Annotated in this window: 24 protein-coding genes; 11 read left to right on the forward strand and 13 right to left on the reverse strand. The window is 38.0% G+C overall.

Features of this window, described 5'->3' with window-relative positions; genetic code table 11:
• Positions 1–361: 361 nt before the first annotated feature.
• The 3 genes from TP70_RS06085 to TP70_RS06095 are packed head-to-tail and all read left to right on the forward strand — an operon-like array spanning position 362 to position 2,756.
• The gene (locus TP70_RS06085) at positions 362–598 is read left to right on the forward strand and encodes a FeoA family protein (protein WP_044360337.1); all 237 of its coding nucleotides are present in this window, start codon (positions 362–364) and stop codon (positions 596–598) included.
• Positions 591–2,585 (forward strand): ferrous iron transport protein B, encoded by a 1,995-nt coding sequence (gene feoB, locus TP70_RS06090; RefSeq protein ID WP_044360338.1) that lies wholly within the window; start codon positions 591–593, stop codon positions 2,583–2,585. Before TP70_RS06085 ends, feoB begins: the two co-directional genes overlap by 8 nt.
• A 12-nt stretch (positions 2,586–2,597) precedes the next feature.
• Positions 2,598–2,756, forward strand: a complete 159-nt coding sequence (locus TP70_RS06095; protein ID WP_044360339.1) for a FeoB-associated Cys-rich membrane protein — start codon at positions 2,598–2,600, stop codon at positions 2,754–2,756.
• A 60-nt stretch (positions 2,757–2,816) separates the two neighbouring features.
• Here TP70_RS06095 and TP70_RS06100 read toward each other — a convergent pair whose 3' ends face one another.
• Positions 2,817–4,541, reverse strand: coding sequence for an ABC transporter ATP-binding protein (locus tag TP70_RS06100; protein ID WP_044360340.1), 1,725 nt, complete (start codon positions 4,539–4,541; stop codon positions 2,817–2,819).
• A 206-nt stretch (positions 4,542–4,747) separates the two neighbouring features.
• Here TP70_RS06100 and pbp4 point away from each other — a divergent pair, with 206 nt between their 5' ends.
• On the forward strand, positions 4,748–6,025 hold the full coding sequence (gene pbp4, locus TP70_RS06105; RefSeq protein ID WP_044360342.1) for a penicillin-binding protein PBP4: 1,278 nt from the start codon (positions 4,748–4,750) through the stop codon (positions 6,023–6,025).
• Between the two features lie 52 nt (positions 6,026–6,077).
• Here the strand turns inward: pbp4 and tagD are convergent, their stop codons facing one another.
• From tagD to TP70_RS06120, 3 genes are all read right to left on the reverse strand, one after another.
• A complete protein-coding gene (tagD, locus tag TP70_RS06110; protein WP_044360344.1) occupies positions 6,078–6,476 on the reverse strand; it encodes a glycerol-3-phosphate cytidylyltransferase in 399 nt (132 codons plus the stop codon).
• A 78-nt stretch (positions 6,477–6,554) separates the two neighbouring features.
• Positions 6,555–7,652: a teichoic acid glycerol-phosphate primase TarB gene (gene tarB / locus TP70_RS06115; RefSeq protein ID WP_044360346.1), complete on the reverse strand. Its 1,098-nt coding sequence runs from the start codon at positions 7,650–7,652 to the stop codon at positions 6,555–6,557.
• An 82-nt stretch (positions 7,653–7,734) separates the two neighbouring features.
• The gene (locus TP70_RS06120; protein WP_044360347.1) at positions 7,735–8,538 is read right to left on the reverse strand and encodes an ABC transporter permease; all 804 of its coding nucleotides are present in this window, start codon (positions 8,536–8,538) and stop codon (positions 7,735–7,737) included.
• 260 nt (positions 8,539–8,798) lie between these two features.
• Between TP70_RS06120 and tagH the strand changes: the two genes are divergently transcribed.
• On the forward strand, positions 8,799–9,593 hold the full coding sequence (gene tagH / locus TP70_RS06125) for a teichoic acids export ABC transporter ATP-binding subunit TagH (protein ID WP_044360348.1): 795 nt from the start codon (positions 8,799–8,801) through the stop codon (positions 9,591–9,593).
• A gap of 77 nt (positions 9,594–9,670) precedes the next feature.
• Complete coding sequence (locus TP70_RS06130; RefSeq protein ID WP_044360349.1) at positions 9,671–10,087, forward strand: VOC family protein; 417 nt, start codon at positions 9,671–9,673, stop codon at positions 10,085–10,087.
• Between the two features lie 38 nt (positions 10,088–10,125).
• On the opposite strand, the gene tarA is transcribed toward TP70_RS06130, so the two are convergent.
• The gene (gene tarA, locus TP70_RS06135) at positions 10,126–10,914 is read right to left on the reverse strand and encodes an N-acetylglucosaminyldiphosphoundecaprenol N-acetyl-beta-D-mannosaminyltransferase TarA (RefSeq protein WP_084207661.1); all 789 of its coding nucleotides are present in this window, start codon (positions 10,912–10,914) and stop codon (positions 10,126–10,128) included.
• 171 nt (positions 10,915–11,085) lie between these two features.
• Here tarA and TP70_RS06140 point away from each other — a divergent pair, with 171 nt between their 5' ends.
• Both TP70_RS06140 and TP70_RS06145 read left to right on the forward strand, forming a co-directional pair.
• On the forward strand, positions 11,086–11,631 hold the full coding sequence (locus TP70_RS06140; protein WP_044360350.1) for a sugar O-acetyltransferase: 546 nt from the start codon (positions 11,086–11,088) through the stop codon (positions 11,629–11,631).
• Between the two features lie 86 nt (positions 11,632–11,717).
• Complete coding sequence (locus TP70_RS06145; RefSeq protein ID WP_044360351.1) at positions 11,718–12,509, forward strand: M50 family metallopeptidase; 792 nt, start codon at positions 11,718–11,720, stop codon at positions 12,507–12,509.
• Between the two features lie 48 nt (positions 12,510–12,557).
• Here the strand turns inward: TP70_RS06145 and TP70_RS06150 are convergent, their stop codons facing one another.
• The gene (locus tag TP70_RS06150; protein ID WP_044360352.1) at positions 12,558–13,211 is read right to left on the reverse strand and encodes a metal-dependent transcriptional regulator; all 654 of its coding nucleotides are present in this window, start codon (positions 13,209–13,211) and stop codon (positions 12,558–12,560) included.
• A gap of 120 nt (positions 13,212–13,331) precedes the next feature.
• Between TP70_RS06150 and TP70_RS06155 the strand changes: the two genes are divergently transcribed.
• Genes TP70_RS06155 through mntC form a run of 3 tightly spaced genes read left to right on the forward strand, consistent with a single transcriptional unit; the run spans position 13,332 to position 15,851 of the window.
• Positions 13,332–14,111, forward strand: coding sequence for a metal ABC transporter ATP-binding protein (locus tag TP70_RS06155; RefSeq protein WP_044360354.1), 780 nt, complete (start codon positions 13,332–13,334; stop codon positions 14,109–14,111).
• Positions 14,050–14,925 (forward strand): metal ABC transporter permease, encoded by an 876-nt coding sequence (locus tag TP70_RS06160; RefSeq protein ID WP_411914111.1) that lies wholly within the window; start codon positions 14,050–14,052, stop codon positions 14,923–14,925. Before TP70_RS06155 ends, TP70_RS06160 begins: the two co-directional genes overlap by 62 nt.
• Entirely contained in the window at positions 14,922–15,851 is a 930-nt protein-coding gene (mntC, locus tag TP70_RS06165) for a manganese ABC transporter substrate-binding lipoprotein MntC (RefSeq protein ID WP_044360357.1), read from the forward strand. The genes TP70_RS06160 and mntC overlap by 4 nt, the downstream gene beginning before the upstream one ends.
• A 61-nt stretch (positions 15,852–15,912) precedes the next feature.
• Here the strand turns inward: mntC and TP70_RS06170 are convergent, their stop codons facing one another.
• The 7 genes from TP70_RS06170 to TP70_RS06200 are packed head-to-tail and all read right to left on the reverse strand — an operon-like array spanning position 15,913 to position 21,733.
• Positions 15,913–16,350 carry a Na+/H+ antiporter subunit G gene (locus TP70_RS06170; protein WP_044360360.1) on the reverse strand — a complete coding sequence of 146 codons (438 nt, stop codon included), beginning with the start codon at positions 16,348–16,350 and terminating at the stop codon, positions 15,913–15,915.
• Entirely contained in the window at positions 16,325–16,627 is a 303-nt protein-coding gene (locus TP70_RS06175) for a monovalent cation/H+ antiporter complex subunit F (RefSeq protein ID WP_044360362.1), read from the reverse strand. The genes TP70_RS06170 and TP70_RS06175 overlap by 26 nt, the downstream gene beginning before the upstream one ends.
• Positions 16,624–17,106 carry a Na+/H+ antiporter subunit E gene (locus tag TP70_RS06180; protein ID WP_044360364.1) on the reverse strand — a complete coding sequence of 161 codons (483 nt, stop codon included), beginning with the start codon at positions 17,104–17,106 and terminating at the stop codon, positions 16,624–16,626. The genes TP70_RS06175 and TP70_RS06180 overlap by 4 nt, the downstream gene beginning before the upstream one ends.
• On the reverse strand, positions 17,107–18,606 hold the full coding sequence (locus TP70_RS06185; RefSeq protein WP_044360366.1) for a Na+/H+ antiporter subunit D: 1,500 nt from the start codon (positions 18,604–18,606) through the stop codon (positions 17,107–17,109). It lies immediately after the preceding gene.
• The gene (mnhC2, locus tag TP70_RS06190) at positions 18,599–18,943 is read right to left on the reverse strand and encodes a Na+/H+ antiporter Mnh2 subunit C (protein ID WP_044360367.1); all 345 of its coding nucleotides are present in this window, start codon (positions 18,941–18,943) and stop codon (positions 18,599–18,601) included. Before mnhC2 ends, TP70_RS06185 begins: the two co-directional genes overlap by 8 nt.
• Positions 18,940–19,365, reverse strand: coding sequence for a Na+/H+ antiporter Mnh2 subunit B (gene mnhB2 / locus TP70_RS06195; RefSeq protein WP_044360368.1), 426 nt, complete (start codon positions 19,363–19,365; stop codon positions 18,940–18,942). Before mnhB2 ends, mnhC2 begins: the two co-directional genes overlap by 4 nt.
• Entirely contained in the window at positions 19,352–21,733 is a 2,382-nt protein-coding gene (locus TP70_RS06200; protein ID WP_044360369.1) for a DUF4040 family protein, read from the reverse strand. The genes mnhB2 and TP70_RS06200 overlap by 14 nt, the downstream gene beginning before the upstream one ends.

Below are 21,733 nucleotides of genomic sequence, written 5' to 3' on the forward strand. Positions count from 1 at the left end.
AACCCTACCTCTAACCTTTCCAATAGTTTATATGAAAACAACGTTATTATACCATGTGCTATAAATTGTGAAAATGCAATTTGTGAGCAGAACAATAAATTCCTACACAATAATAAAAATATTTTTACGTCCTCATTACACGAAGAGGACCCTAATAGCACTTATAAGGCAAATGCACAATTTGATTAAATCGCCATTCATAAGTTCTCTTTTGTTTTTCTAAGATAATACTCTGAATTCCCTTTCATTTTTCGATAATTTTACACATTTGACCTCGAATTTCTATTGCACCCTACTTGAAATAAAGGTATCCTAATAATTGAAAATGATTATCATTAATGTTTAAGAAGCAGGTGATTCGATGATTCATGTAGCAAATGCCGAAGTCGGCACACCCTATCGTATAAAATCTTTAAACACACAAAATATGCAATTAAAACACCGATTACGCGCACTTGGTTGTATCGAAGGCTGTGAAGTATCTATTCATCAAAAAGGCCTATTCAAAGGACCTTGTACGCTAAATGTTAACGGACAGCAAATTTGTGTCCGCAACTGTGATGCCTGCGATATTCGTTTGGAGTATTCACATGAGTAGCACATATTGTATCTTAGGAAATCCTAACGTTGGTAAAACTTCTTTGTTCAATGCCCTGACTGGTTCTTATGAATATGTCGGCAACTGGAGCGGTGTAACAGTTGAAAAGAAAGTCGGACAACTGAAACAAAAGTCCGGTCAGTTAGTTGATTTACCGGGTATTTATGACCTCGTACCGATTTCTCGAGATGAAACAGTCGTAACAAATTATCTATTAAACGAACAGTTTGATGGCATGGTCAATATTATTGATGCCGCACAAATTGAACGAAACTTTAATTTAACCATTCAATTAATGGAATTTGGTGCCCCACTGCTTATCGGATTGAACATGGTAGACGTCGCAAGCAAACGTGGTATTCGCATTGATCATCAAAAGTTAATGACACAGTTGCGTACGCCAATCATTCCCGTTATCGCCCGTACAGGCAAAGGAAGTAGTGAAGTGTTAAAAGCGTTAAGCGATCATCATGTATCGTCAAGACGCCCACTTATGATTGACTACGGACAGGATATAGAAGCTGTCATTAACGTATTGGTTGCACAATTACCAGAATCACTCTCATTAGCACAAAAACATTATCGCTTTTTGGCGATTCAATATTTATTGGGCAATCCGACAGTTCAAACGTATTTCGGTACTGAGCTATGCGAACAACTTGATGCAACTATCGCATCTTTTACAGCACTTGCACATGTCGACATCGCCCAACATATTCAACAACGTCGACAAGATTATATTAATGACTTGTTAGCAGATAGCGTCACTTATCCAGACGCACGTAAACATCACTTAACGGAACGTGTCGATGCATTATTAACGCATAAAGTCTTAGGTATTCCGATTTTTCTCGGTATTATGTGGCTGATTTTCCAAACGACGTTCACATGGATTGGGACACCGTTATCCGACCGTTTAGACGAATTTTTTGGTGGTCCGTTAACAGACTTTGCAAAACAAACGATGGGCGCTATCGGTATTTATCCAGCGTTACAAGACCTTGTCACTGATGGCATTATCGCTGGTGTCGGCGGCGTACTCGTATTCGTCCCACAAATTCTCGTGCTATTCTTCTTTATCTCATTGCTTGAAGACTCTGGCTATATGGCACGTATCGCAGTGATTATGGACCGCACTATGGAAAGCTTTGGACTTAATGGGAAGTCATTTATCCCTATGATTATTGGCTTTGGTTGTAACGTTCCTGGGATTATGGCTGCACGTAGTATTGAAGAAGAAAAAGAACGTCTCACAACGATTTTAATTGCGCCGTTTATGTCGTGTTCTGCACGTTTACCGGTATATGCGCTATTTGTCGGTATCTTCTTTGCGCAAAATCAAGCGTTTGTTGTCTTGAGCTTATATGTGCTCGGCATCGTCGTAGCACTATTCGTTAGTTGGATCCTTTCAAAAACAGTCCTTAAAAAAGATACGTCTATCTTTGTCGTGGAACTCCCACCATACCGCTTACCATCTATTAAAACATTGTGGCGAAGTACTTGGGAGAAAGGTAAAGGTTTCGTTAAAAAAGCAGGGACGTTTATCTTCGCCGGTTCAGTCATTATTTGGTTACTCAATTACACAGGGCCAAGTGGTATTGATGTTCCGATTGAAGAAAGTTTCTTACACATGATTGGCGCAGCGATTGCACCAATTCTTGTACCACTCGGCTTCAGCTCATGGCAAGCCGCTGCAACATTAATACCAGGCTTTTTAGCGAAAGAAGTTATTGTCAGTGCTATGGCAATTATTTACGCCGTGAATGATGACGCCCTAGTTTCAATGGTTTCAACACATTTCACAGCACTCTCTGCTTATTCGTTTATGGTATTTATTTTGTTATACGTGCCATGTTTAGCAACAATTGCAACGATTCGTAAAGAAACAACATCATGGAAATGGACATTATTCGCAGGGACGTATCCATTTGCAATTGCGTATCTCATCTCAATGGCTATTTACCAAATCGGTTCGTTATTTATATAAGGAGGTTACATCATGACACTATTGGTTAATTTACTGCTTGTCGCACTGATTGTCGGCTACTCTACATTTGTTTTAGTTCGCTATATTAAACGCTCAAAACAAGGTAAGTGTAGTGCTTGTGGTAGCGATCAACACTGTCCAACTGAGAAACTTCCTAAACATTTACAGTGATACATCCCTTAAAAAAAGCCCTTTGTGCGGTCGGTGCATAAAGGGCTTTTCCTTATATATTTATTGTTGTGTTAAACTTTGCGTTTCAACAAATTGTTGATATTTCGCATGTGCTTGCATCAATGTTTCATGACGTCCAACGCCCGTTACCTTCCCTTGGTCCAAGAAGATAATTTGACCTGCTTTTTTAATCGTAGACAAGCGATGAGCAATGACAATCGTTGTTCGATTCGCCATCAATGTATCCAATGCTTCTTGTATTTTACGTTCACTTTCACTATCTAAGTTAGCTGTTGCCTCATCTAGAAGTAGAATATCTGGGTTTTTAACAAAGCTGTGTGCAATATCAATACGTTGTCGTTGACCTCCAGATAACTTCAAACCACGTTCACCAACAATTGTGTCGTAACCTTGTTCAAAGTCCATAATAAAATCGTGACAATGTGCCAAACGTGCATAATGCATCAATTCTTCGTCGGGCACTTCTCGCTCAATACCATACAAAATATTATCGCGAATCGTTCCATTCATCATTGCATTGCTTTGCATCACATAACCAATTTTACGACGCCAGTCCGTCAATGGCAGTTGGTAAATAGAAGTATCATGATATGTAATATCCCCTTCAGTCACATCATACATGCGTTCAATCAAGCTGAAAATCGTACTTTTCCCTGAACCAGAAGGCCCGACAAAGGCCGTTACATCACCTGGCGCTATGCGAAATGAAACATCTTGTAAAACAGGCTGTGCATCGTAACCAAACGACACATGGTCGAATGTCATATCGCCTGAAGGAATGTTCTCCGCCTTACTAGGTGCTGTAATATTTTCTAAAGGTTCATGTAAAATTTCATCAATTCGACTACTTGCACCAACCGCCTTTTTATAATCAGTCACAAGTGTTGATAAATTAATAAGTGGCATTGATAAGTTCAATACGTAGAAAATCATTGCTACTAACGTTCCTGCTGAAATTGCACCAGACGCAATACGCAAGCCACCGAAACCAAGAATAATACCAATCGTTGCTAACATGATAATCCCGGATATTGGCTGAATCACAGCAGCGATTTTCGCTTGTTTCAAACCGAGACGATAAATTTCCGATAAGTTTTTATGCGCTTTATCTAACTCGAGCTTTTCAGTGTTAGACACTTTCACAAGACGCATTTCCGTTAAGACACGCCCTAACAAACCGCTAAATTCTGCAATCTCATTTTGTGTATTTTTCGAGATTTTTTGCATCACTTTTCCAAGCGGCATGATTACAATGACAAATAATGGAATCGTAATAAATGTCATTAACGTCATTTGCCAGTCTAAAATGAATAGCATAATGAACGAGCCTATTAGCGTAATAATGGATGGAAACAAATTCGGAAGTTTTTGAGAGATAAAGTCGTTAATGACTTTCGTATCATCTGTAAGACGACTCATCAACTGACCACTCTCATTTTGATCAAAAAAAGGCATTTTTAAGTGGATAATGTGTTGCCATAACACAGAACGAATCGCATAAATCATCTTTTCACCAATCTTGTTGAGTAAGTAGTAACCTACGCCACTCAAAACCGCGTTCACTAAAAAGACGGCAATTAATGCGCCGATAAACCACGGATTAATGGAAGACAAAGTGAATTTATCAACCATTTGTCCTGTAAATAATGGCACTAATAGACCACTCAAACTACCTAAAGAAGAAATAATCACAGCAATTATAATAAGACCAACTGGCCATTTAATCTTCTTTAGTAAATAAAATAGTGGATTGTTCGACTTCATAATCAGCATACCTCATTTAAATAAATTGTAAATATAAGACTTCCCTCACACAGACAGCAGTGTGCGGGTTGTCTGACCTTCACCTTCATGACCTTCCCTATTGCTATACACACGTTATCGAGTAAACACGTTTATCTTCTTCCTTGTTTATGCTAAAATTGGACTGTTATTTTGCATTTACAGATGCGTATTAAGGGAGTACTTTTATGAAAAAATTAATATATGCTATTGTCGTTGTATTCTTCGCTACGACCATTATAACACCTTTTGCACAAGCATACACACAGACGCCTGTTGAAATCGCACAGGAATATGGTTACGGTGTAGACGAACGTTACCAACCTGAGGGACTGGTTAGCATTAGTCATACAGGTCAAGTTCTTTATGACTATGAAGGCCATCAACAATGGAATCCTGCGTCAATGACAAAGCTGATGACGATGTACTTAACATTGAAAACTGTAAAAGAAGGCAAACTCTCTCTAACAGATACGGTTAAAATTACAGACGAACACTACCGTATGTCGACACTACCAGAATTGAGCAACACGAAACTATATCCTGGAGAGACTTATACGATTGCAGAGTTACTACAAATTACAGTATCCGCTTCGAGTAACGCAGCATCATTGATTCTTGCTAACGAAGTGTCAAAAAACACGTCTGACTTTGTAGACTTAATGAATAGCACCGCCAAAAATCTCGGCATGACGGATACGCATTACGTCAATCCAACAGGTGCAGAAAATTATTTGCTCCAAGAATATGCACCTGAACGCTATCAATCGGAAACATCAACAGTAACTTCTGCACACGACTATGCGATTTTAGCACAACATGTCGTTGCCGATACACCTGACATCTTGGCATTCACAAAACAAGTTGCCCCTACACAACATGCTGTTACGTATTATACATTCAACCATTTACTGGAAGGTGCGAATATGAGCGTGCCTGGCACAGATGGTTTAAAAACGGGATCAAGTGACGTTGCCGATTATAATAGCACCGTTACAACCAAACGAGGTAACTTCCGTATTTACAGTGTCATTCTAGGCGCTGGCGACTATGTCAATCTCGGCGGCGAAAAACAACGTGATATGATGAGTGCAAGTACGATTAACGCCATGTTTGATCAATATGAATATCGTAAAATTTTATCAAAAGGCTATCATAAAATTAACGGCACACAATATTATGTTACAGAAGATTTCTACGATGTCGTCCCGCGTGATATGAAAGCACCTTACCAATTTGTCGTTGATGATGGCAAAGTACACATTGATTATCAACGTGAATTTATTTCAAAAGCGTATGGCCCACCTACTGTAAAAGTAGAAAGACCTTTCATTCACGGTTCTAAATCGGTTGTAAAATCAAGTTGGGACGCGCACCCGGTTTTAACAACAATCGGCCTTTTCTTTTTAGTTATGTTCTTCAGCATTATTATTTATTATATTTTGTTGCGTTTCCGTAAACATTAACGCATAAAACAAGCGCTCTTCTCTATTTAACTAGAAAAGAACGCTTGTTTTTTTATTTTGCATCTTTGCCATATAATTCTTGTTTAATTTGTGTTGTTGAAATACCTTCTGTACGTTTTAAATAAATAACTTCACACTGATCTTTTAAGAAGTCAAATTCACCTTCCCAATCGTGTCCCATCACAAACGTATCAATATCGTACTTTTCAACATCTGATACCTTTTGGTCCCAATCGTATTCTGGAATAACTAAGTCAACATATCGGATAGACTCTAACATCATCTTACGTTGCTCATAATCATAATATGATTTTTTATTCTTGATCTGGTTAAACTCATCACTAGATAATGCCACCACTAAATAATCGCCTAACTCACGTGCACGGCGTAATAATTCAATGTGACCGTAGTGTAAAAGATCATACGTTCCATAAGTAATCACACGTTTCATCTCTACAGCTCCTTAGTCTATTCAATTCTATAACATCTACAAAATTATAGCATAACTACACATACTGCTCAAATCATCCTATGAACGATCAAGTTTTTCAACATAGTTCATCAGTTGATTCAAACTATTCGGCGTATTAAACGTATGCCAATCTTTAAATAATGGCTGAAGCTGTCCTTGTGCCATACGTTTATAAAGCGCTGCTTCAGTCGTTACTTTATAATCTTCTGGAATGTCATAATAAAAGCGATTCAAACCACGTACACGTTCATAATCTTTTTCATCATACACGTAAAAAATAGCAGGCTTGTCAATAAAACTTGCTTCGATAGCGAGTGAACTGTAATCCGTTATCACAACGTCTGCAATCATTAATAATTCAGGCGTCGTTAACGAAATGTCTTGCTCAGTATGAGGTGCTTTAACAGCAGGATGATACTTACTTAACAGCGTATAATCAGGTAGTTCACGTTCAAACGCTTGCTTATCAATGATCCTATTTACCTGACCTGCTTCACGATATGTCGGCATATATACTGCTACTTTGCCTTTAATATCGAACCGTTGCTTAAGTTGTTTCTGTTGTTCTGAAACATCACATTTTAAATAGTGTGTTAAACGTGGTAAACCTACATTCAAAAATTGATACGTTTGTGCACCGAATGACTGTTTATAACATTCTCCCATCAACGGACTGCCGACTAAATATTTATCTGTATTATTGTAGACCGCTTGATGTTGTTTCACACTTTTATGATCATGCAAATTGACCGCATGATCTTCTAAGCCAAAGTTTTTCAAAGCACCAGCTGCATGCCACGTTTGTATCACCGTCTGTCCTGCTCGCTTCTTAAAAGTACCAAATAAGTGGTAATACGTATCAATAACAATCACTTTTGCCGACGTTAACGCCCGAAGTTGACGATACACATTGTGTTGCGCAATGGACTGATACGTCACATTCGACATATTTTCCAATGATTTAAAATATGCTTCTTTTGTAAAAACCGTCACTTGAAAGCCACGTTCGGATAACGCCTCAATGACAGGTAATACATCTTCTTTAAACGTCATCATCACAACAACATGATGGTTCTGTACACGTTGTTTTTTGAATAGCAACTGTATAAAAGATACAGCAACACCATACAGTTCTTTTATTATAAAACGGATCATACGTTCCACCTCATTTTAGTAGTAAGCTGAATATACAAATCGCCTCCAACACAGCAATCTGTATTGAAGGCGGTTGACGTCATTACATAAAGTCAGCAAATTGATCTCTATAACGCATGTGTAACATAGAGCCGATTACAAAAACGAATAATACAACAAATACGTTGTACAGTGCCAGCTCCCAATGTGTAATGAAATACCATTCTTTAAAAAGAATTGCCGCACGATAACTTTCTGCAATAAAATAAATTGGGTTTAACTTCATAACCTTTTCAGGAATTGAGCCTGCAATTGGCACCCATAGAATTGGCGACGCATAAAAGAGTACTCGTAATAATGCTTGCATCGCCATTTGTGTATCGCGTACTAACACACACAAAGTAGACGTTAATATAGATATTGCCGTTGTAAATAAATATGCAAATGGTATATATAAAAATAACTGAATAATATAGATTGATGGCATAATACCTGCAATCATGCATAAAATGATAATTGATGCAACCAATGCTAAATGACCATACAACTTACTTGTAATGAAATATGTCGGTATGATAGATAGTGGAAAGTTCATCTTAGCAACCTGACTATACTTCATTGTGATAGATTTCGTACCTTCTAAAACACCTTGGTTGATAAAGAACCACATACTAATACCTACAAGGAGCCAATAAATAAATGGTACACCCTCAATTGGATGGTTGCTTCGTATCCCAAAACCAAACACAAACCAGTACACCAAGATTTGAATAACTGGATTAATCATTTCCCACGCTAGACCTAAATAGTTACTATCATTTGCGATTTTTAACTGGAACTGCGCTAATCTTTGGATTAAGTAAAAGCTTTTAAAATGCTCTTTTAACACTGTTATAACAGAATTCATCGTTTACCACGCTTTCATTTCGTACGTACGATATTGCGAATGTATAACAACTGTACAAACTTCGCATCGTCATGTATTCTTTATAATGAAAAACAACTCGTATGATATTTAAGTTGTTCAGTTATTATAAAGATAGTATGTTTTTGATAGCATTACAAATTTAACAACTACTCAGTAATATATTATAATCTAAATACATGGCTAAACGGAAGTAAAACTCATGACTTTTTATATCATTTTAAGATAAGGACTGTAGAAACATGAAACCAACCGTTACGATTGATCACGTTACAAAAGAATATCGTATATACCGTAACAATAAAGAGCGTTTTAAAGACGCTATTTTACCTAACCATAAAAACAAAACGTTTTACGCATTAAAGGACATTACGTTTGATGCATATGCTGGTGACGTCATAGGACTTGTAGGTATTAATGGATCCGGCAAGTCAACACTCAGCAATATTATTGGTGGTTCGCTTACACCGACCAAAGGACATGTCCAACGCAATGGTGACGTCAATGTTATCGCAATTAACGCCGGGCTCAATGCTAACCTAACAGGCATGGAAAATATTGAATTTAAAATGTTGTGTATGGGCTTTAACAAACAACAAATTAAAGAACTCACACCTAAAATTATTGACTTTAGTGAGCTGGGTGAATTTATTTATCAACCTGTGAAAAAGTATTCGAGTGGGATGCGTTCAAAACTCGGTTTTTCTATTAGTGTGACAGTAGATCCTGAAATACTTGTGATTGATGAAGCATTGTCTGTTGGTGACCAAACATTTACACAAAAAAGTTTAAACAAAATATATGAATTTAAAGAATCTGATAAGACTATTTTCTTCGTGAGTCACAACTTAAGTCAAGTACGTGATTTTTGTAATAAACTCGTGTGGATTGAAGGCGGACGTCTAAAAGCAATTGGAACTGTGGATGAGGTCATGCCTCAATATGAAGCTTTCCTACAAGACTTTAAAAAGAAATCGGTAAAAGAACAGAAAGCTTTTCGTCAACAATTAGATGAAAATCGTTTTGTGATTAAATAATGGCAACGTAGTTGAAGATCAATATACGGTCTTCCAACTACGCTTTAAATATATACACACAAAGGTGGCGCATTGAGATGGAATTTTATCCGATGCCAATGTTTAACAAGTTGCTTGTCAAAGATATGGAACACGCAACAAAATGGTACGAAAAGACGCTTGGTTTCAAAAGTGTTTTCAAGTTTAGAAATGATAAAAATGACGTACTTATGAATCATTTGCGATTAGAAAAATATCAAGATATCATGTTGATTGCGAGCGATGACTTTGAAGTTGGAAATGCTGTTTACCTGAACCTAAGCATTAAAGATATTGAAGTAAAGGGTCAGCGCATTTCACCAAAGTTCGTGGTTTCTCCATTAGCAGAACAACCTTGGAATGCGAAGGAAATGACGATCAAAGATCCTGATGGGCATTTAATTACACTCACACAGTCCAATATTAACGATGCTGAGTTTGAAAAATTAATGCAACACGTTTCAAAAAAATATTAATCCAAAAGGCGGAAACACCAACATGCCTCCGCCTTTTTTTAACGCTTCTTTTTCTGTTTTAAAACTGCCCAGACAAATTTTGGTATTCTTTGTAGGCGTTTAATCCGCTTCAAGTCTTTAAGACTGCGATAGAGCCACTCTAAGTTCAGCTGACGCCAAATGCGTGGTGCCCGCTTCACTTGTCCACTAAAGACATCAATCGAACCACCTACCCCCATCATAAAGGTATGTTTAAAATGATGACGATTGTGTTCTATCCATTGTTCTTGCTTCGGATAGCCCATCCCTACAAAAATAAAATCAGGTTGAAAATCGCGAATTTCTTCAACGACTGACATATCATCAATTGCTGAAAAACCATGATGCCCTGCAACGACAGTATTGGGATATTGTTGTTGTATTTTACGCACCGCTTTACCTACGACTTCATCGGTTGCACCTAATAAAAATACGCGTTTACTTTCCTGTTGTGCAATTTCCAAACACATTTCCATCACTTCGATACCGGGCACGCGTTCTTGTAAAGGCGTTCCTAACCATTTCGCTGCTTTCACAATACCTGTGCCGTCTGGAATAATGTAATCTGCACGCTCAATTAACTGTCGATACGCTGGTGTTTCTGAAGCATAGTGTACAATTTCTGGGTTTGCCGTCACAACAAACAAATTATGTGATGTATTCGTCTGACTATATGACAGAATGGCATGTCGCATACTTGCCATCGACACATTATCAAACATGACACCTAAAACATTGACCCGTTGATAGGGTTTGTGTGGTTTATACGCATCATTAGATACATTTTCTAGAGATGTTGAATGATTCATCAACAGATCCCCTTTCTTAGTCGTTCTCTTTTATATTGATTTCACTTTACCACGTAATGACATAAAATTCATCTCGTCTTTTATGACATCCTAACACTTGTATAAAATTTCTATACGTCTCTTTTTCTATGTTATACTTTTTTAAATTTATAAAGACAAGGAGCTATTACTATGAAAAAAGAATTCGACCCACAGCATGGTTTTTATTACAATCCACAAGATGATGAACTGATTGCCGCCCGCCGCCAAGCACATATTTTCCGCACACAAATTAACAACGCTGATAGTATTGATAAACGTCATGCCATTGTTAAAGACGTATTCGCCCATACATCTGAGTCGTTTTATATTGAACCGACAATTTACTTTGATTACGGTACAAATATTTCAGTTGGCGATAACTTTTATGTTAATGCTAATTCCACATGGTTAGATGCCGCAACGATTACCATTGGCAATAACGTAAAAATCGGTCCTAACGTCCAACTGATTACAATCAATCATCCGTTAGATCCTGATGAACGACGCACTGGCATTGAATATGCTGCACCTATCGTTGTTGAAGATGATGTTTGGATTGGTGCTGGTGTTATTATTTTACCAGGTATTACAATTGGTCAAGGCGCGACAATTGCAGCCGGCAGTATTGTCACTAAAAATGTGCCAGCACGCACAGTGGTCGGTGGAAACCCAGCAAAAATGATTAAACAATTATAAACTTATACGTCCATAGTCCATAGCCAATCTCAACAATTGACGTTATACTCTACATAAATATGTTTTTACAGAAAGGATCGCTATTTATGAATGAACACACATGGCTTACGTCGCCGATTCCTATATACACATTATTACTTTTAGCGATTACTGGCATATATTTATTAAGTTATTACTATCGCAGACATCCTATTTTGTCTATGTTGAGTATTGCGTTTAACTATCTACCTGTCCTCACGCACGAATTCGGTCATGTATTATTCAACCGTTTGAGTGGTGGTCGTGTTGTAGACTTCGTTGTTGTCATGACACAGCGAGAACGCCAAGCAACAGGGCAACAAGGCTATGCGGTGACACAGAGTAAAACGCGTATCGGGCAAATATTTACAACACTTGGTGGCTATATTATGCCCCCACTCATGCTCAGTATTGGCTTAATTATGCAAAGCAAAGGGCAAGGTGTTATTTTCATTTTAATCTACGTCGGTATCTTTTTATACTTCACAATTGTAACTTCTCGAAAAATGGCACCGATCATCATTATTGTATTGTTATGTGGTATTATCTACCTCGGCTTACAATCCGAAAACTTACACAACTATTCATTGATTTATATGCTTGTATATCATTGGTTGCTCGGCACATTATTAGGTGAAGTGATTCAGTCATCCATCACGATTGCCCAACTTACCTTTGCACGCCCACAGCCTAATTGGGACGGTACTGCACTACGCGATTTGACACATGTCCCAACACTTTGTTTTTCAGCATTATGGATTTTACTTAATGGTACCAGTGTTTATTTTTTATCCCAACAACTTTTTATATCACCTAACACGTTCTCATTGATTACTTATATGCCGACACTCACTTTATAAAAAATGCGTACATCACAATGATTTTCTCACTGTTGATGTACGCATTTTTTAATTTTCTAGTTTTTCTCCAAAGATGACTTTCGCATTGCTATAACTTAAAATAACCGTTTCTTGACTGCTTTGTAACTCTAGCATTTGATTAATTTCGTCTTTACGTTTAATCGTTGCAACATCGCCAATTGACATTGCTCGGCTTGATAGATAAACGAGCAACTCCGTCTTATCACGAACACGTCGAATCGTGACAGTATCCCCTTCATCGAATTCTAATAAAGACGTGCAGTATAGTTCTTCATATGACTCGTCTCTTGGTATCACACCACCGTGTGGACACGTTTTTGGATACTCTAATAACGCATCTAAACGATCGACAAATAGTGGTGAAACACGATGTTCTAACACTTCTGCTTCTGCGTGTACTTCTTCCCATGTGTAACCTAAAACCTCTATTAAAAATAACTCAATTAAACGATGACGCTTGATGACATCCAATGTAAAACGCAAACCAACGGGTGATAACTTCACACCTTTATACGGTTTTGTTTCGACGTATCCTTCTTTCTCCAGTCGCCCTACCATCTCACTTACAGAAGGTGGTTTAATATTCAAAAACTGAGAGAGTGTTTTGTTTGATACGTACGTGTTTACACCATCATGACTCAAAATCGCCTTGAGATAGTCTTCTTTTTCTTCTGTTAGCATACTTTCACCTCTTGAACAGATTATGTCCATTGTATCACGAAATGAATTGACATTAGTAATATTCAGTATATAATATAAAATAGTTAGGGTAACCTAAAAATTTAGTAAGAAGGTGTTAAAATGCTATCTATTAAAGATTTAGAATTATATTTAGGTCGTAAACATATCCTTAAAGATATTACTTTAGACTTGCCACTTCATGGAGAAATGATTGGTATTATGGGGCCGAACGGTTGCGGTAAGTCTTCACTTATTAAGTCATTGATTGGCGAACTCCCTGCAAACGGAACGATCACACTTAACGATCAACCGATTAAGCAATGTTTAACAGATATTACATATATTCCACAAAAGTCACTGCTTGATTTAGAATTCCCGATTAATGTGGAAGATTTAGTACTATCAGGTTGTTATCAAGATACAGGATGGTTTAAACGCATTCCTAAAGCGATGAAGCAACGACGCGATAACATTTTACGTGAATTATCACTTTTTGATTTGCGGAAACGTTCACTCAACGCTTTAAGTGGCGGACAACTTCAACGTGTTTATATTGCACGAGCACTCATGTCTGACAGCAGTGTCTACTTACTTGACGAACCATTTGTCGGCATTGATTTCAAAAGTGAAGCGATTATTCTTGAAAAATTAGAAGCACTCAAAGCAAATGGCAAGCTCATCCTTATTGTGCATCATGATTTAGCAACAGCTGCACAGTATTTTGATCGCATCTTACTATTAAACCAATCCATTCAATTTTTTGGTGATAGTGCTGAAGCATTAAAACCCGAACATATTGAATCCGTATTTTTAAGCAAACATACGCTGTCTCAATCAAATGATTCGTCACAACCGAGAAAGGAGGTTGTTCACCGTGCAGTTCATCCAACATCTCTTTGAGTACCAATTTTTATCTCGCGCCATGTTAACTGCTGTACTCGTCGGCATTGTATGTGGTGTCGTTGGCTGTATTATTATATTGCGCGGGTTGTCTCTAATGGGTGATGCGATGAGTCATGCAGTATTACCGGGTGTTGCACTCTCATTTTTATTCCATATTCCAATGTTTATCGGCGCATTGATTACTGGAATGTTGAGCAGCATACTCATTGGCTATATTTCAGATGCATCGAAAACAAAAAAAGATGCTGCCATCGGTATTACATTTACCGCATTTTTAGCATCTGGGATTATTCTAATCAGTATGATTCATAGTGCAACTGATCTTTACCACATTTTATTCGGTAATATTTTGGCGATTACACAATCTGCTTTTTATACGACATTGGTCGTCAGCACGATTGTTGTGGGCCTTATTATTATTTTGTATCGCCCACTCAAAATATCAACGCTCGACCCCATGTTCAGTCGCATGAGTGGCCTCAATACAACAGTGTTACATTATTTCGTTATGCTACTGTTAGCACTCGTCATTGTCGCAAGTGTACAAACAGTCGGCGTTATCTTAGTTGTCGCGTTGCTCATTACACCGGCATCAACAGCCTATTTAATTACACATAAGCTATCCACGATGATGCTGACTTCTAGTATTTTCAGTGTTATCAGTGCCACGTTAGGCATCTATTTAAGTTTTAAATTTAATTTACCAAGTGGTGCAGTGATTGTACTCATCGCAACATTGTTGTACGCAGTCACTTTCATCATCGCAAAATACTTTCAATCTCAACATAAAGGAGCGTATCAAACAATATGATTAAACGTATACTTACCCTACTCGTACTCATGCTCGTCTTAACGGCATGTAGTTTTAACAACAATGGTTCTCACGACAAATTAAAGGTTGTGACAACAAACTCAATTCTCGGTGATATGGTTCAAAATATCGCAGGTGACAAAGCAGAAGTACACAGCATTGTGCCAGTCGGTCAAGATCCTCACGAATACGAAATTAAACCAAAAGATGTCCAAGCTTTAACAGATGCAGACGTTGTTGTTTACAACGGTTTCAATTTAGAAAGTGGGAATGGCTGGTTTGAAAAAGCATTGAAACAAGCAGACAAATCACTTGATGACAAATCTGTCGTACGTGCTACAAAATCAGTTAAACCCATCTACTTGAAGCAAGGTGGTCACTCTGATGATATGATTGATCCACACGCATGGTTAAGCATTAAAAATGGTGTGCAATATGCCAAAAACATTCAAGAAGCACTTATTAAAGCAGATGATGCACATAAAAAAGATTATATGAAGCAAGGCGATGCATACATTCAAAAATTAGAACAACTCAGTGAAAAGAGCCACAATAAATTCCAAGATATTCCTAAAGCACAACGTGTCATGATTACAAGTGAAGGTGCATTCAAATATTTCGCACAACAATACGACATTACACCTGGTTACATTTGGGAAATTAACACGGAAAACCAAGGCACACCACAACAAATGAAACAGGCCATTGATTTCGTTAAACAACATCATATCTCTAACTTGCTACTTGAAACAAGTGTTAGTGATAAAAGTATGAAGAGTCTCGGCGAAGAAACAGACGCAAAAATCTTTGGTACTGTCTATACAGATTCTATCGGTAAAAAAGGTAGCGATGGCGACTCATACTATAAAATGATGGAAAGCAATATTGATACCATTCATCAAAGTATGGTTCAAAACAACCAATAAGATAGACAAAAGCAGCACACGTCACGAGCATATGACATGTGCTGCTTTTATGTTGTATATTTTAACCCAATCGGGAATAGATTTTTTTACGTCGTTTTGCACGCTTTTCAATACGTATTTGACGTTTGCGTTGTTCATCCATTTCATCATCTGCATTCAAGTCTGCATCGTTCGTATGTGCCTCTTTCTGATACATGTATGCACCTGTACGATAAGCTGCACGTGAGACAAGGTGTCCCCCTACTGGTGATGTTATGTTAATAAACACTAAAGCAAGTAATGTACGTACACTGACATACCCTTGCGCAAAGATGAAGTAAATAAATACGCCTACTAACGTTAACATGACCGCTGCGGTAGATGCTTTTGTTGCTGCATGAATGCGTAGAAAAACGTCTTTGAATCGTACAACACCGATTGCACTAATCAATGCTACGATGCCACCTGCAAATACCATAATTGCTGCGAGAAGTTTAATGATTTCGTTTATTGTTGCCATTAAACACGTTCCCCCCTTCGATAAAGCGAGAAATCGTTATAGAACTGAGAAACGAAATAATCGCAATAAGTAAAACCGAATCCAAGAATGAGAACGTTCCGAATAACAAACTCAACACACCTACGATAGACATGACGATCGCACTGATTGCGTCAAAGGCAACGACACGATCTGCCGTCGTTGGCCCTTTAATAAGACGAAACAATGCAACAACTAAAGACACCGCAAATAAGATTAATGCGCCTGATAAGAAAAACTGTGTCCATACTGAAATCATTTCGTCACCTCCAAAATAAGTGCTTCATATTGTTTGATACTTTTCAATAAACTTTTACGCTCTTTCTCTGATAAATCAATCGCATGAATTAAAAACAAATTAGGATCTCGATTGACTCTTATAATTGTTGAACCGGGTGTGATAATAATCATAATCGTTAAGAAAGTAATCGCCCAATCGGATTCTAACTTCGTCTGATAGCGAACAAGTCCCGGCGACATTTTATGTGTGCGAAACAGCACATAATTCGCAATTGAAATCGTTGACGTCATCAGCTGATAAAGATAAATCATTAAAAACTTAAACGACACCCAGATTTTTTTAGGGTAAAATTCTTGGTCGAAAAATTTATGCAATAAATAAATAACAATCAGACCAATTAAATAGCCGGCAACAAACGTTGGAAAGCGAAAGGCGTCCTCATCTTGAAACAATACCCATAGAATGGCAATCATCATATTCAAACCAACTTGTCTCATCTAATGACCCCCTCGAAAATCTGGATTCACCATTTTTTCATATATGTTAACATCCATATTCATTTTTGTTGCTAAATCTGTTACTTGAATGACGACAGGTGCCATTAAACCTAACAACAATGTCACGGTTGTTAAAAACATAATGATATGTTTACGTACCGGTTTGATAGGTTTATAGTCAATAACCGCACCTTTTGCTTCATTCCCTGTGTACATATGGAAGAAAATGCGGAACAGACTGAACATACCGATTAAGCTTGTTACGATCATAAAACTTAAGCCCACATAATGTTGATGTTCTACGGCACCGAGGAAAATTAATAATTTCCCGGGAAATCCACTAAACGGTGGCACTCCACCAATAGCAAGTGTCACAACGACGAACGCAACACCGAGCCACGGTTCCTTTTTCGCTAAACCTTTCAAATAACGATATTGACGATACCCCGTCGTATAAACGATAATCCCTACAACTAAGAACAACAGTGCTTTTACAATCATATCGTTCATTAAATAGAAAATCGCACCGTTAATCCCGTCTACTGTGTTTGTACCAAGTCCAAAGACGACAAATCCAATGGACAAGATGACTTGATATGCAGCAATCTTTTTAATATCTTTGAAGGCGATTGTTCCGACTGCACCGATAACCATCGTAATACATGCCATCACGACAAGCAGTGGCTCTACGACATCACCACTTTGGTTAAAGATAAGTGTAAAGAAACGTATCAACGCATAAGCGCCTACTTTCGTCATCAATGATGCAAATAACGCGGCTAACTCGGTGTTTAGAACCGCATATGCTTTTGGCAGCCACATAAATAACACGAGTGCTGCTTTAGAGCCGAATGCAACGACAAAGGACATGGCAACGAGATGAATTGCGGTTGGATCGTCCATCTCTTGAATACGAACCGCCAAATGCGTGAAGTTCAACGTCCCAATTTGACGATACAACAAACTAATTCCGACGAGGAAAATCCATGAACCGATGACGTTTAATACAACGTAAACGATACTGGCACGCAACTGCTCAACAGATTGTCCTAATGTGACAAGCACGAATGATGCGAGTAACATAATTTCAAACATGACATAAAGGTTGAACAAATCTGATGTTAAAAACGAACCAATTACACCTGTTGTGAGATACAGGATAAAGGATGGTAAGTAATAGCGACTGGCACGTTTTTCTCCTCGACCGAAGCCGAACATGACGATAGACCATACGACGAAGAAAGTCGTTGTCACTAATAATAAACTGAGCGCATCGCCGACATATTGAATACCAAAAGGTGCTGGCCAGCCTGAGAAGTCTAACACGACAGGTTTATGACGCATCACATATATGAGCATATACAGTGACACGACAAATCCTGCGAACAATACAAATAACGAAAGACGTCGTGCAAGCTTCACTTGTTTGTTGAATATCCCGACAAGCAATGCCCCAACAAGAGGTAATAGGAATAATAATGCTAGTAAGTTATCATTCATCATCGTCACCTCTCGTTAATAAATCTATTTCATGCTCTTTCGTTACTTTGAATGTACGGTAAACAAGAACAAGTAAGAAAGCGGTAATCGCAAAGCCAATCACAATAGCGGTTAATACAATCGCTTGTAACAGTGGATCCACATAGTTTTCATAGCCAGATACAATAAGTGGCTCTTTCTTATCTAAAGTATACTCGCCCATACTCATCACAATTAAATTACCTGCATACGTGTAAATGGCGATACCAATCACAATACGAATTAAGTTTCGAGAGAGTACCATATACGTACCGATGAATACTAAGAAGCCGATAACAATAAGTAAAATAATATTCATGATCTCCCTCCACTCAATGATAGAATTGTTGTTACGACAACGCCGACAACGACGAGTAAAATACCAAATTCAAAAGCGGTAATCGTCGATAAATGCACTTGTCCAAAATATGGAAAGTCGACATACCAGTCTGTTTGGTATAGAAAGTTTTTACCGAAGAATACGGGTGCAATTGCTGTACTTAATGATACAAAAGCACCTGTAATCGACAGCAAACGGAAGTCTATTGGCAAAGCTTCTAACACTTTATCCACATCATATGCTAAAAACATCAAAATAAATGCTGAGCTAATAACTAAACCTGCAATAAAGCCACCGCCCGGATTGTTATGACCGGCAAAGAAAAGGTAGAAGCCAAACGTTAAAATAATGAACACGACGAGACGTGTCACAGTCTTTAACACTAAATCATTCTCTTTCATCTTGACCTCTCCTATCTTTATAGTTTAATAACGTGTAAATACCGAATCCGGCAATAATAAGCACAAGCCCTTCTAACATCGTATCGAGCGCTCGGAAATCTCCAAGAATCGCATTCACAATATTTTTACCGCCCGATTTTTCATAAGCGTCATGATAAAACACAGAAATCGTCTCTAACGCATCTGCTTGTTGAATCATAAAGACTAAACCGACTACAGTAAATGCCGTCATAAGCGACACAATAATTTTCACTGATTCACGTCGCATGTTGAATTGTCCACGTGGAATATTTGGCAATCTCGAAAAACTCACAATAAAAAGTACTGTCGTAATCGTTTCTGTAACGAGTTGCGTAAGCGCCAAATCAGGGGCGCGCATTAAGATGAAGAATAAGGCAACGGTATAGCCAATCCCACCTGTTAAAATAACCATCGTTAAGCGTTGGCGAATAAAAATCAATGCGAATCCAATTAAAATAATCGTCACAAGTAAAAGCACATGGAAAATGTGATAATCCGTCACTTCAATTTGATACAGTTCAGGTACGCCAACGCGATAAAATCCGTATACATTAATGACGAAATAAATAACAAATGTCACGATAATATAATAGTTCAATCGGTTATTCATCAGTGTACGCAAACCTAAGCCTGAATATGTTTCAATAGATTCGTACGTTTGTCCTAAAATATTAGGCAACGTCCACTTTTGCTCTTGGTGGATCACATATTTCAGCAAGTTGACACGTAAAACAATCACGCTGCCTACTACAATGATGGCAAGACTCATCATAAGCGGTACATTAACGCCATGCCATGCAGAAAGATGCGGGGCATGTGACACCGCTTCAGAACTTGCTACAACACTTGAAAATGCTGGTTCAATAATGTGCGTGCCAATCCAATTCGGTACGATAAATACGAGCGGCAACAATATTGCTAAAATAGCCGCTGGTAAAATAAACAGCTTTGGCTCATGGATATGTTTTTGAATACGCAATTCACCAAAGAACGTCACTTTGATCATATTCAATGCATAAATAAACGTAAAAATACTTGCGATAAAACCGACTGCCGCGATAATCACCGTTGCAACCTTGTTAAATGCGCTCAGTTCATACGCATGAATCAATCCTTCAAAAAACATTTCTTTACTAATAAAACCATTTAATAGCGGTACACCTGCCATAGAAAGCGACGCTGCAAACATCGCAATCATCGTTAATGGTAAGTATCGGCGTAAACCACCTAAATAACGAATATCACGTGTGCCCGTTTCGTGATCAATCAAACCTACTCCCATAAAGAGCGTCGCTTTAAATAACGCATGGTTAAACAAATGGAAAATCGCCGCAAATAAAATGTAGGCATATGCTTCAAGCATGACACTATCCGTTGCTTTGGCAATACCACCACCCAGTCCAACCATTGACATGATCATACCGAGTTGACTAATTGTTGAATACGCCAAAATTCCTTTCAAATCGACTTGGCGTATCGCCGTGTAAGACCCGTAAATCATCGTAATCAGTCCGACAGATGTCACACTATACGTATAAAAGTCGCTGTACCCTAAAATCGGTGTAAAGCGCAATAATAGGAAAATCCCTGCTTTAACCATTGTGGCAGAGTGAAGATATGCACTGACAGGTGTCGGTGCTGCCATCGCTTTCGGCAACCAAAAATGGAACGGCCATTGTGCTGACTTCGTAAAGGCACCTAGTAATAACATCACGACCATTGGTATAAAGAGTGGGTGTGTTGCAATCTCTTCACGCAATGCGATTTGTTTCGTAATCGTATTCGTCCCGGTCATTACATACAACATAATAAAGCCGACAAACATCGCCAATCCACCGAATACAGTAACCATAAATGATGTCATCGCACCTTGTTGACTTTCCGAGCGATCGTACCAATAACTAATGAGTAAAAATGATGATACACTCGTTAACTCCCAAAAGACATATAAAATAATTGTATTGTTTGATAGTACAATCCCAATCATACTGAACATAAATAAAACGAGATACGTAAAAAATCGAGGTAAGTTATCGTGTTCGTAAGATAGATATTGTGTCGCATAGAAGAATACCGCAACACCAATAAGTGAAATGAGCAATGCAAAAAATAAACTCAAACCATCTAATCGTAGTACTAAATTAATATCATATGCCGGCAACCAACGATACGTCTCTGTCACGACATGATTGTTTAAAACTTTAGGAATGTGATAGATAAACACACTTGAAGCGATAAGTGGTGCAAGTAATGCAACATAACCTGGTAACCGCTTCGTATGCCATTTCATCATGATGATTAAAAGGGTCATCACAATCAGTAATGTGATGAGTAAACCAACCAACAT

Origin of the sequence: Staphylococcus microti (assembly GCF_000934465.1) — a bacterium.
In the GTDB taxonomy this organism is placed as follows: Bacteria; Bacillota; Bacilli; order Staphylococcales; family Staphylococcaceae; genus Staphylococcus; species Staphylococcus microti.